The following is a 12,356-nucleotide window of genomic DNA, read 5'->3' as shown; positions in this document are numbered from 1 at the left end:
CAAATTTTTCTGAGATGACATTCATCTCATACTGAAACAAGGAATTAAAAATGGCTAAATTGGATGCCTACTTTGGCGAATACGGTGGTCAATACGTACCACAAATTTTAGTCCCAGCACTAGAGCAACTGGAACAAGCCTTTATTGATGCTCAGGAAGACCCAGACTTTCGCAGCGAATTTATGAGTTTATTGCAAGAATATGCAGGACGCCCAACCGCACTGACATTAACGCGTAACCTCACTAAAGGTACAAAAACCAAACTTTATCTCAAGCGTGAAGACCTGCTTCATGGTGGAGCCCACAAAACAAACCAAGTTCTTGGTCAAGCTCTACTTGCCAAGCGCATGGGCAAAAATGAGATCATCGCTGAAACAGGCGCTGGTCAACATGGCGTTGCAACCGCGCTCGCTTGTGCTCTACTCGGCCTAAAATGCCGCGTATACATGGGAGCAAAAGATGTAGAGCGCCAAAGTCCAAATGTCTTTCGTATGAAACTGATGGGAGCTGAGGTTATACCAGTTCATTCAGGTTCAGCGACCTTAAAAGATGCCTGTAATGAAGCACTACGCGACTGGTCGGCAACTTATGAAGATGCACACTATTTGCTAGGAACAGCAGCTGGTCCTCACCCATTCCCAACCATTGTTCGTGAATTCCAACGAATGATAGGCGAAGAAACAAAAAATCAGATCCTTGCCCGTGAAGGACGTTTACCTGATGCGATCATCGCTTGTGTTGGCGGTGGTTCAAATGCAATCGGTATGTTTGCTGATTTCATAGAAGAAGAAAGTGTCCGCTTAATCGGTGTTGAGCCTGCTGGTAAAGGCATTGATACCGACCAACATGGCGCACCACTGAAACATGGTAAAACTGGTATATTCTTTGGTATGAAAGCACCGTTGATGCAAGATGAAAACGGCCAAGTTGAAGAATCTTATTCAGTATCTGCGGGCTTGGATTTCCCATCGGTTGGGCCACAGCACGCTCATTTGAATGCCATTGGTCGAGCAGAGTATGACAATGTCACGGACGATGAAGCGCTTGATGCTTTTCAAGAGCTCGCTCGCAGCGAAGGTATTATTCCAGCACTTGAATCCTCCCACGCTTTAGCACATGCCCTGCGCATGGCTCGAAATAACCCAGAAAAAGAACAGCTACTCGTCGTCAACCTTTCTGGACGCGGTGATAAAGATATCTTCACTGTACACGCAATCTTAGAAGAAAAAGGAGTGATCTAATGAGCCGTTATGAAAAGATGTTTGAGCGCTTAAATGAAAAAAATCAAGGCGCATTCGTACCGTTCGTAACGGTGGGAGATCCTAACCCTGATCTGTCTCTTCAAATTATGGAAACGTTGGTGGAAGCGGGTGCCGATGCATTAGAGCTTGGCATTCCTTTCTCGGATCCGCTGGCTGATGGGCCAACAATCCAAGGGGCAAATATTCGTGCGCTCGATTCAAATACAACCCCTGATATTTGTTTTGAGCTGATCGGTAAGATCCGCCATAAGTACCCTGACCTGCCGATCGGCTTACTAATGTATGCCAACCTTGTCTACTCACGCGGTATTGAGCACTTTTATGAGCGCTGTGCACAAGCAGGTATCGACTCCGTGCTTATCGCTGACGTACCGACAAATGAAAGCGCTGAATTCGTTGCTGCGGCGCAAAAGTTTGGCATCCACCCTATCTTTATTGCTCCACCAACTGCATCCGATGAGACACTCAAATCGGTTGCAGAGCTTGGAGGAGGCTACACTTACCTACTTTCTCGAGCAGGTGTGACAGGGGCAGAAACTAAAGCCAATATGCCTGTAGGAGATATGCTGGACAAGCTCAATCAATTCAAGGCACCACCATCTTTACTTGGTTTTGGTATATCTGAACCAGCTCAAGTTAAACAAGCGTTGGAATCTGGAGCTGCTGGTGCAATCTCAGGCTCTGCCGTGGTAAGAATCATCGAGAAACACATAGAACAACCTGAAGTCATGTTAAAGCAACTTGCTGGTTTTGTTTCCTCGATGAAATCTGCCACTCAAAAATAACTGAAAAGTTAAATAAAATGTTATGAGATCGATTTCTTAATCAATCTAAGGAATCGATCTTTTTTTTAACAAAAGCTCACCTAATCTCTCTCCGCATCTTTCATTCGCATCATCTGTATTTTTACGAGATAAATAACACAGACAAATAACAAACGTTTTCTTTTGTACATTTTTTTGCCAATCATCAATAAAAATACGAATAGAACGGCATTCCTCATTGTAATGATGTTGCGAAATGTAAAGGATACATGTAAAAAGCAAGACAAGATATTCACCCAAATTAATCCTTGTTTGCGGTGTCAATATCCAGGAATTTAAAATTTATTAGCACAGAGGTTATGGAAGTGTTAAAAGAAAAGAGTTTGCTAAACAATATTGGCGTGCAGGTTGTCATCGCAATGATCGCGGGTACTGCCGTTGGTGCCTTAATGGGTCATAGCGCCACCATTTTTGCTCCCTTGGGCGCAATCTTTATTAATCTAATAAAAATGTTGGTTATTCCTTTAGTCGCCGTTGCATTGATATCTGGTGCTGCTGGCTTAGGTAACAGCCAATCAGCAGGTAAAGTGGGCGTGATCACCCTAGGGTATTTTGGCCTTACCTCCGCTCTGGCAGTTGCACTTGCTCTATTTATGGGTGAAGTGTTTAAACCGGGCATCGGTATCGACTTATCTGGTGTAGAAGGCATGTTTTCTGCCGAGTACGCTTCTAAAGGTGAATTACCTTCTTTCTGGGCAACCATTACAGGTATGATCCCAACCAACGTTTTTCAGTCACTGAATGAAGCAAATATCCTCCAGATCCTTGTATTCTGCATGTTTTTCGGTATTGCGATTTCAAAGCAAGCGAAAGAAAAACGTGAACCAATCATAAACGGCGTAAACTGCATTGTTGATGCCATGGTTTGGATGATCAATAAAGTCATGATCATCGCACCGATTGGTGTATTTGGCTTAATGGCTGAAGCTGTGGGTACCTTTGGTTTTGCCGCTCTCATGGTCGTATTTAAACTATTCATTGTTTATATCGCAGCAATCCTTATTTTTGGCTTTATCGCCTACCCGTTAATGGTGCATCTATTCACTAAGACATCTGCTAAAAAGTTTCTTACGGCAATGAAGAAGCCTCAAGCAGTTGCCTTATCTACCGCATCATCCATGGCGACGCTGCCAGTCACCATGGATACCTGTGAACATGAGCTGGGAGTGAAAAACTCAACGGCATCATTTGTTCTACCTCTTGGTGCAACAATCAACATGTCAGGTAATGCCATCTACTATGGTTTGGTTGCAATTTTCTTCGCACAGCTATTCAACGTTGACTTAGGTATTGGTGCTTATATCGCTATTATCGTGACTTCGACTTTAGGTGCAGTAGGTCAAGCCGGAGTTCCTGGCCCATCATTCCTAGTTGTTGCAGTACTTCTAGCTGCGGGTATCCCAATTGAAGGTCTACCACTTCTATTTGCTCTCGATCGTATCTTCGATATGATTCGTACCGCACTGAACATCACTGGTGATGCGGCTTGTGCCGTAATTGTTGATGCTTTAGTAGAAGAGTCGAAAGAAGAAGCTGGACTAGCAAAACAGCAAGTTTAATAAATAAACGCATAATCTTATTATTTTTAAAAACCACCATTCTCAAGTATGGTGGTTTTTTTATGCATAAGGTTGCGCTATTTCTCAAAAAGTTAGCCGTATAAATCATGTTTTTGTTATTATCGGGAAGAATATACAAAAAACACAATAAAAACGTTGGCTAGCCTATGAAAATCACAAATTTTCTATCTAATTACTTTCTAAATTATCAACAATTAACTAATGAGCAAATTACTGACATTTTTAATTTTATAGTTGAACTAGAAAGAGCAGAATCTATTCACTCTTTGTTATCAACAATTGTTGAAAGCAGAAAAAAAACACTTCTAAGAAATAACCCAAATTTCATTAATGACAATTTAAATAAAATATTCGCTTCCAAAGAATATCAAAACCTAATTATTGAAGACTCATATCTATCACCACAATCTGAGCATCTTTTAATAGAAAAATTTGCCTTGAAATTTTTCGACTCAATTTTAAAGATGTGGGCAAGCTATGAGTTACATAAAGTCAAATCAAGATGTTTAGGCCATTGTGATGAGCGTTGTTCAATCAGCCTGAATGAAGATGAGTACACTGGGCAGCTGGTAGAAAATATCAGCACGACGGATCTCCAAGTAAAAACTCCTTACGAACCCGGCGTGTACTCGCTAAAGGACGCTATCTTAGTTTCAAACATTCACTTGTTTGTACTGGAACAAAAGTGGTTCGAGCTTTTAGACACCTTGTCCCTGTCAGCAGAAGGACGTCATTTTGTTCTGCTACGCTTAACTGATAACTATCCCATTCTAGCCTCTAGTGCTCTGGTTCAAGATTGGAGTGAACGTCATTCATGGTTAAGCTTCTCCCCTTTCTTCCAGCATGATGGATGGGAAATGTTGGTCGACAAAGAGCAGTTAGCAGTCGTTAGTCAATCCAAAATTTTTAAGTCAGCCCTTAAAAAATACACATCACTTCGCAGTTTTGACAAAGAATGTTCCAGTCTCATTTGTAATGACGATAAAGCTTGTGAAATACTCAGGCTCTCTACATCAGGCTCAACTAAGCAGCGATTGTTCATCTTGTATTTAGCACAAAAGCAAATCGCATTTGTATTATCAAGAAGTGGGTTCCGGTTGGCGTACACTATCATTGATCACACATGGTTATTATTCTTTTATAGAGCACTGAAACCAGGTAATTATATCGATGTGGCAAGGTATGCAATAAATGAAACCAACTTGTTTACTTACCGAGGGTTTTGGTTTGTAAAAAATGTAGCCAAAAGCTTTGAAAAGCAAAACTTTAAAAGCTACAGCGAGCTTGTTTTTAGGACAAAACAAGAGGCTAGCCCTATCTATGAGTAACCTATCACAAGAGATTATATCAAACCCAGTATTGTCTCTTTTACTGGTAACTGTTCTTATTGTTGCGATGTGGATCGGCCACTTCATCAAGTCGATCAACAAAGCCGGTAGTAAGTTTAGCCAGGGTATTGCTATTCCTTATATTCTCTATTCCATATCTATCATGATCTGGATAGCGAGTAATGCCTATTTCTATTCTCCTCTGTTAGTAAATTATGGAGAGAATACTGCAATAACTGTTGCTATAGTCGCTAATATCAGTTCTTATTCTGCTTTGGTATTTGCTTTTTTAGTTTCTTTAAAATTAACACGACATCTAAACTCTGCCTTTTATAAAAGAGCTAATTTAGCCTTAATTATTCTATTTACTACGTATATTAGTTACACAAATTTAATTCCAGGCCTAACTATTGCTGGGATTGACATTATCGATAAAGGTCGATTTATTTTAGATTTTGGACCCGCTACACCCTATTTTTTCCTTACGGGCCTAACTCTCATCATACTCACATTTCGAAACCTAATTGTTTACTCGAAAAAATCAATATCCATACACCAGGTACGCTCTCTTTATATGATAGTCGGCATCAGTGTGTTTATGTTTTCAACATTGGTAATACATATTATCGTTCCATTTATGTGGAATAATTTTTCATTAGCATGGTTACCTCCAGCATTATCGATAACAGAGATGCTGCTAATGGGATATGCATTAATAACTTCTCGCTTTTATAGTGGTAAGCACATTCTTTATACCAGCTTAAAAACAGTGACAACGTGCGGATTAATCATCATCCCATTATTTATTCTCATCCAGTTGTTCTCGAAGTCTGATCAGATTGGCACAATTGCAATAAGCTGTATTGCAACTGCCATCACTTGGAAATGGGTGTATTCGCGCGTCAAACCGATGGCAAGCAGAGTTGTGTATGGCACAACATCCACCCCACAAGAACAAATTTATGCGCTCGCTGATACATTTCAGAAGTCAACAACTCAGGCAATGCATAAGCTAGCGACAATACTCAATATTAGTGACTATGATCTTCAAACGATTTCCAGCGATCAGGAAGAGCAGCTTTATCGGTCTCAGTTTAGAAAGAAAGGCAATATTTTGGTTTTTGAAGAGCTCCTACTTGGCTCAGAAACTGGTAGTGAAGGGTTAATGCCGGAACATCTAAAGAAAATGCACCACAATAATGTGGCTTTGGTTTTACCCATTTTTGACCACGCAGATCGTCTGTCACACCTATTGCTGGCAAATCGTAAGCGGGATGGAAAACTCTTCTTTAGTGAAGAAATTCAAGCGCTTCAAAGTGTGTTCGTGAAAGCTCAAGGCTACATCAACGCCGATCGTAAAGTCAGACAATCCCAAGCTCTAGCCAATTCTATTGCGCACGAGATGCGCAATCCTTTAGCGCAAGTTCAATTACAATTTGAGATGTTAAGCCACCGTATTGAACGAGGCGATTCTCCGGAATTACTGCTAAGTGAAGTGAGAAAAGGCAACGCTGCTATTTCCAGAGGACGCCAGTTAATCGACATTATTTTACGTGAAGTGAGTGACTCATCATTGGAAAGCGAGCCATCAACGCCAATGTCGATGAAACGTGCGATTGAGCAAGCCGTTGAGCGCTATGCCTTCGAGAACTCCTCTTCTCGGGCAAGGGTCCACCTCAATACTCAACAAGACTTCGTTGCTAGAGTAAACGATACTTTGTTTAATTTTGTCATTTTCAATTTACTTCGCAATGCGCTCTACTATTTTGACTCCTATCCTGACAGTCAAATTGAAATCAGTACTCATAAAAGCAAGTTTGAGAATTACGTCTTGTTTACTGACACAGGACCAGGTATCCCAAATGAATTCCAACATCGTATCTTTGACGACTTCTTTTCTCACAATAAAAGCGGTGGCAGTGGCTTAGGTTTGGGCTATTGCCGCCGTGTTATGCAATCCTTTGGCGGGAAAATTGAGTGTGAGTCTATTGAAGGGGAGAAAACAACGTTTAAGTTAATATTTCCCGCTCAAGATTTACCTCTAAACAAAGAGTTAGTCTCTTCATCGTTTTTCTTCACACCAGAGCCGATACTTTCCGAGCAACTTTTAGATGACCCTGTCGCTCTCAAGGAATCTACGTCCGACATTACTGTGCTCGTCGTTGACGATAAAGAAGTTCAAAGATCGTTAGTCATCTTCTACCTTGATCAGTTAAACGTGAACGTTATACAAGCGAATAACGGTCTGAAAGCGATTGAACAAGTCAAAGCCAATTCCGTTGATTTGGTTTTAATGGATATCCAAATGCCTGTTTTGAATGGCTTTGATGCCAGTCGTGCGATTAAGCAGTTCCGTCCTGATTTGCCAATTGTTGCGCTATCTGGGGAGTCTGGGGAAAGGGAATTAGAACTTATCGATCTGTTAATGGACGACAGGTTGACAAAACCAACGACAAAACAAGCATTAAGCGAGTTATTGAAGCGATACTTTCCAGAAGAAGCCAGCTCGATATCGAACAATGAGATTGCCGTCGCTCACTAATGGCATTGAATATGCTTCACCAGTACAACGATAATTTGAGGCGGCAAAATCTTGACCTTGTCGCTTTCTTTCTCCATAGGAGTACTGGTTATGGAGCTGCACAGACACACCTACTACCATCTCATTCATCATGGTATTAAGAGCTTACTTGTTGATCGAATCGGCCACTTTACCGAAACGGAATATCACCAATACCTTAATCTCATGACCGGAAAATCTTGCTGCTTTTCTATGAGCGATACCGAGCTGCAAATAACTGTAGAGAGCTTAAGAGAAGAAGGTTATCTCGAAGACATCAAGCGTCTTATCCCCCGTCTCGAAGCGGATATGCTGAGACGCTAAATCCAACCTATTTATCTCTGATGGTTTTGTCCTGACAGTTATTTAGATACACTGTCAGGCATTCCATTTATGCTCAATGATGTTAAAAATGAAGCAGCTTATTGATTTTATTCCACTAATTATATTTTTCGCACTCTTTAAATTGTATGACATCTATGTTGCTACTGGCGCTCTAATCGCCGCAACAGCGATACAACTGGTCATTACATATGCGCTATACAAAAAGGTAGAAAAAATGCAATTAATCACGTTTGTGTTGGTTGCAATCTTTGGTGGAATGACCATTTTCTTACATGATGACAACTTCATTAAGTGGAAAGTCACCATCGTATACCTTGTGTTTGCGATAGGTCTGGCAACGAGTCATATCATTGGCAAATCAGCAATCAAAAGCATGTTAGGCAAAGAGATCTCACTTCCCGATACTGTGTGGGCAAAGATCACTTGGGCTTGGGTGACGTTTTTCTCTCTCTGTGCGGTATTAAACATTTATATTGCTTTTAAACTTCCACTCGATGTGTGGGTCAACTTCAAAGTATTTGGCCTACTTGCTGCGACATTTGGATTTACCTTGCTGACCGGCATCTATATCTACAAGCATCTGCCAAAAGACAACCAAGCGGAATAATTAAATCACCACCACATTTGTAAACTAAGTCAATCTCACTGAGCCTAGCATCTCGAGGTTACTTGGGTATAATTGTGACACTTTTTCAGCGACCTCTTTGGTCGCTGTTTTGTTTGTTGTAGATGTTGAAACGAGTCCGAAAATGAATTCACCTAAAGGCCAATTATTACTTAGAACCCTTGCAATGCCCGCTGACACCAACGCCAATGGCGACATATTTGGTGGATGGATCATGTCACAGCTTGATTTAGCTGGTGGTATATTGGCCAAAGAAATTTCCTCTGGCCGCATTGTTACGGTTTCTGTCTCCAGTATTACTTTCAAGAAACCCGTGAAAGTTGGCGATGTGGTTTGTTGTTACGGTGAGTGTACTAAAATTGGTCGTACATCAATGAGCATCGATTTAGAAGTATGGGTAAAACCAGTGAAAGAACACGGAATAGAAGATCGTTTTATGGTCTGTGATGCCACATTTAATTACGTCGCTATTGACTCTGACGGCAAGCCTCGTGCTATTAATTAACCACATAGTACAATGAGTTAAATATGTGAAATAACGGGTCATTCACGACTAATTTCACATTTTGATGATAGTTCGACTTTTAAAAGTGGTTACATTCGGTAGAGTTAGTTTCAATTTCAACTTGTAACCTATACGACTTCAATCAGGTTGCACATTACGAACAAGGATATTGTCATGTGGTACGTCATCTTTTCGCAAGACATCGAAAACTCTCTAGAAAAGCGCATGAGCGTTCGTCCTCAACATCTTGAGCGTCTACAACAATTACAAAACGAAGGTCGATTGCTCACCGCAGGCCCAATGCCAGCAATTGATTCAGAAAACCCTGGAGAAGCTGGATTTACCGGCTCTACTGTTATTGCAGATTTTTCATCGTTAGAAGAGGCTCAAGCTTGGGCTGATGCCGACCCATATGTCGCTGCTGGCGTTTATGAGAAAGTTATTGTAAAACCATTTAAAAAAGTACTCTAATTATGAAAAAAGCGCTGCTCTCTACCTGCTGTATCATTAGCAGTATTCTTCTTCTCGCTGGTTGTTCATCGAACGCCGAGCGACAACGTCACCTTGAGCTACTGGCAAGCAACCGTGCGAACTTGCTCGCAGCGGAACTCCCTTTGGAATCTGGCCCGTTATCGATTATGCGCGCCAACGCCAAGGGAACAACTATCGAAATTATGATGGTTTACAACGATGACGCCCCAAACTCAAAACCTGCACAGCAAGTATTGAGATACAGCATCAACAGCTACTGCACTTCGCCTGATACTAAAACGAACCTTGATGTTGGCCTGAGCTACCGCATTAAAATGCGTAATAACCGAGGGCAGTTGATGGCAGATGAATTTATCTCAGAAGAGACTTGTAGCCAGCTAAAATCGCAATAAGCGTTTGGTCTTGTTCTACATACAAAACGAAAAATGCCGACATAACGTCGGCATTTTCTTTTCGCTTTAATGGATTTACGCTTGCTCTGCAAATTCCTTACGTAGCTTCTTCGCAGCAGAAACCATGTTAGCGAGTGACGCTTCAGTTTCGGCCCAGTTACGTGTTTTTAAGCCACAATCTGGGTTTACCCACAAGCGTTGAGCTGGAATTTTTTCTGCGGCTGTATTGATCAAACCTTCAATCCACTCTTCACTTGGAATATTTGGAGAATGAATATCGTACACACCCGGGCCAATTTCATTTGGATAGTTAAACTCTTCAAACGCTTTTAGCAGTTCCATATTTGAACGAGAAGTTTCAATCGTAATCACATCCGCATCCAACGCCGCAACAGAATCAATGATCTCATTGAACTCGGAGTAACACATGTGAGTGTGGATCTGCGTTTCTGGTTTCGCACTCGCCGCTGATACTTTAAACGCATCAACTGCCCACTCTAGATATGCTTTGTGATCACGCTTTTTCAATGGCAATCCTTCTCGAATGGCAGGTTCATCAATCTGAATGATGTTGATCCCTGCATCTTGCAAATCAGATACCTCATCTCTCAATGCGAGCGCTAGTTGGTCTGCAATCTCCTTACGGCTAATATCTTCACGTGGGAACGTCCAACATAAAATTGTAACAGGACCAGTGAGCATACCTTTCATTTGCTTTGAGGTAAGAGACTGTGCATAAGTAGACCACCCCACTGTAATTGGTTTTTCACGTTCAATGTCAGCCACAACTATTGCAGGCTTCACGCATCGAGACCCATAACTCTGAACCCAACCAAATTTGGTGGTTTGGAATCCTGCCAGATTTTCAGCAAAATATTCCACCATATCATTACGCTCAGCTTCACCATGAACAAGTACGTCAAGATCGAGTGCTTCTTGTCGCTTCACCGCATCCGCGATGTGCCCTTTTAGGGCTGTTTCATATTCCACCTCAGACAGTTGTCCCGTGCGGTATGCGCTGCGCTGTACACGTATTTCACTGGTTTGGGGGAAAGAGCCAATCGTGGTCGTCGGAAACAAAGGTAACCCCAACACTTCACTCTGATGAGCGGCACGTTCCGCGTAAGGTGCCGTACGCTCTGTTAGGGCTTTGGTCAGTTGACTCAATCGGTGTTGAACTTGTGGTTTATTGACATCTGTAGATGTCTTACGCGCTTGGATCGGTGCACTGTAAGTATCACAGGCTAAAATAGCGTCTTGATCGCCTTCTAAAGCTTTCCCTAACAACGCAACTTCAGTGACTTTTTGTTTTGCAAATGCAAACCAACTTCTTACGTTTTCTGAAAGTGCTGGCTCTAGGTCAAGATCCACCGGGCTATGCAGTAATGAGCAAGAGCTTGCTACCCATAAATTGTCCCCTAACTTGTCTTTAAGCGGTTGAAGACGCTCAAGTTGTGCACTCAAATCTGCGCGCCATACGTTTCGCCCATTAACCACACCTGCGGACAATACCCAGCCTTGAGGTAGCTTCTCTACAACATCATCGAGTTGAGACGGAGCTGCGGACAAGTCGATATGTAGACCATCCACATCCAGTTCGACAATTTTATCTAACGTGTCTGACACTGAGTCGAAGTATGTGGTCAACAATACTTTTATATCGCTACGCAGTACTTGATACGCCAGTTTAAATGAATCTTGCCAAGGCTTCTCTAACTCCAGTGATAGAATAGGTTCGTCAATCTGCACCCATTCCACACCCTGTTTGGCAAGTTTGGCAAAAATCGCTTGGTAAGCAGATAGCAGGCGTGGCAGTAGCGTTAGACGATCAAATCCTTCTTCAACTTCTTTACCAAGATATAGATAACTGATTGGTCCCAGAAGAACAGGCTTAACCTTATGTCCCGCTTTGGTGGCTTCATTCACTTCTTCAAAAAGCTGTGGCCAGCTCACCTCAAACGAATCGTCTTTGCTAAACTCAGGCACAATGTAGTGGTAGTTAGTGTTAAACCACTTGGTCATATCGGATGCGGCACTGCCATTACAACCGCAGTTTACTTGAGATTGCCCACGTCCCACTTTAAATAAGGTATCTAGATCAGGGAACCCGTTGCGATGACGCTTTGGCACATGGCCCAGTAACAACGTGGTTGTAAGTACATGATCATACCAAGCAAAATCACCTGCAGTCACAAAGCTCAGTCCAGCGTCAGTTTGAGTTTGCCAGTTCTTATTACGTAATGTTGAACCAACAGCTTTTAGCTCTGCTTGATCAATTTCTCCTCGCCAGTACTTTTCTAGTGCAAACTTCAATTCACGTTTTTCACCAACACGTGGATAACCAAGAATGTGTGTTGTTATAGCCATGTCCCTATTCCTTCTGATTCGTTAATTCTTTCATGTTTGGTCAGACAATTAAGATGTCTGGATGGCTAAAATATCT

Annotated in this window: 11 protein-coding genes; 10 read left to right on the top strand and 1 reads right to left on the bottom strand. The window is 41.9% G+C overall.

Going from position 1 to position 12,356, the window contains the following annotated elements; genetic code table 11:
* Positions 1–50: 50 nt before the first annotated feature.
* The 10 genes from trpB (at position 51) to ACQEXU_RS01075 (ending at position 9,913) form a co-directional block, all read left to right on the top strand.
* Complete coding sequence (gene trpB / locus ACQEXU_RS01120) at positions 51–1,241, top strand: tryptophan synthase subunit beta (protein ID WP_427009333.1); 1,191 nt, start codon at positions 51–53, stop codon at positions 1,239–1,241.
* Positions 1,241–2,047 carry a tryptophan synthase subunit alpha gene (trpA, locus tag ACQEXU_RS01115; RefSeq protein ID WP_427009332.1) on the top strand — a complete coding sequence of 269 codons (807 nt, stop codon included), beginning with the start codon at positions 1,241–1,243 and terminating at the stop codon, positions 2,045–2,047. The genes trpB and trpA overlap by 1 nt, the downstream gene beginning before the upstream one ends.
* A gap of 338 nt (positions 2,048–2,385) precedes the next feature.
* On the top strand, positions 2,386–3,645 hold the full coding sequence (locus tag ACQEXU_RS01110) for a dicarboxylate/amino acid:cation symporter (RefSeq protein WP_427009331.1): 1,260 nt from the start codon (positions 2,386–2,388) through the stop codon (positions 3,643–3,645).
* Between the two features lie 167 nt (positions 3,646–3,812).
* Positions 3,813–4,994: an acyl-homoserine-lactone synthase gene (locus ACQEXU_RS01105; RefSeq protein ID WP_427009330.1), complete on the top strand. Its 1,182-nt coding sequence runs from the start codon at positions 3,813–3,815 to the stop codon at positions 4,992–4,994.
* 598 nt (positions 4,995–5,592) lie between these two features.
* Positions 5,593–7,536: an ATP-binding response regulator gene (locus ACQEXU_RS01100; RefSeq protein ID WP_427009329.1), complete on the top strand. Its 1,944-nt coding sequence runs from the start codon at positions 5,593–5,595 to the stop codon at positions 7,534–7,536.
* A 90-nt stretch (positions 7,537–7,626) separates the two neighbouring features.
* Complete coding sequence (locus ACQEXU_RS01095) at positions 7,627–7,878, top strand: hypothetical protein (RefSeq protein ID WP_427009328.1); 252 nt, start codon at positions 7,627–7,629, stop codon at positions 7,876–7,878.
* Positions 7,879–7,966: 88 nt separating this feature from the next.
* Positions 7,967–8,506 (top strand): septation protein A, encoded by a 540-nt coding sequence (locus ACQEXU_RS01090; protein WP_367986725.1) that lies wholly within the window; start codon positions 7,967–7,969, stop codon positions 8,504–8,506.
* Between the two features lie 142 nt (positions 8,507–8,648).
* Positions 8,649–9,029, top strand: a complete 381-nt coding sequence (gene yciA, locus ACQEXU_RS01085; RefSeq protein ID WP_367986726.1) for an acyl-CoA thioester hydrolase YciA — start codon at positions 8,649–8,651, stop codon at positions 9,027–9,029.
* 174 nt (positions 9,030–9,203) lie between these two features.
* Positions 9,204–9,500, top strand: coding sequence for a YciI family protein (locus ACQEXU_RS01080; protein WP_427009327.1), 297 nt, complete (start codon positions 9,204–9,206; stop codon positions 9,498–9,500).
* Positions 9,501–9,502: 2 nt separating this feature from the next.
* Positions 9,503–9,913: a GspS/AspS pilotin family protein gene (locus tag ACQEXU_RS01075; RefSeq protein WP_427009326.1), complete on the top strand. Its 411-nt coding sequence runs from the start codon at positions 9,503–9,505 to the stop codon at positions 9,911–9,913.
* A 75-nt stretch (positions 9,914–9,988) separates the two neighbouring features.
* Here ACQEXU_RS01075 and metE read toward each other — a convergent pair whose 3' ends face one another.
* A complete protein-coding gene (metE, locus tag ACQEXU_RS01070; protein WP_427009325.1) occupies positions 9,989–12,280 on the bottom strand; it encodes a 5-methyltetrahydropteroyltriglutamate--homocysteine S-methyltransferase in 2,292 nt (763 codons plus the stop codon).
* Positions 12,281–12,356 lie beyond the last annotated feature (76 nt).

Origin of the sequence: Vibrio sp. TRT 21S02, from assembly GCF_050113675.1 — a bacterium.
Classification (GTDB): domain Bacteria; phylum Pseudomonadota; class Gammaproteobacteria; order Enterobacterales; family Vibrionaceae; genus Vibrio.
This window is presented reverse-complemented; position numbering and strand designations above follow the sequence as displayed.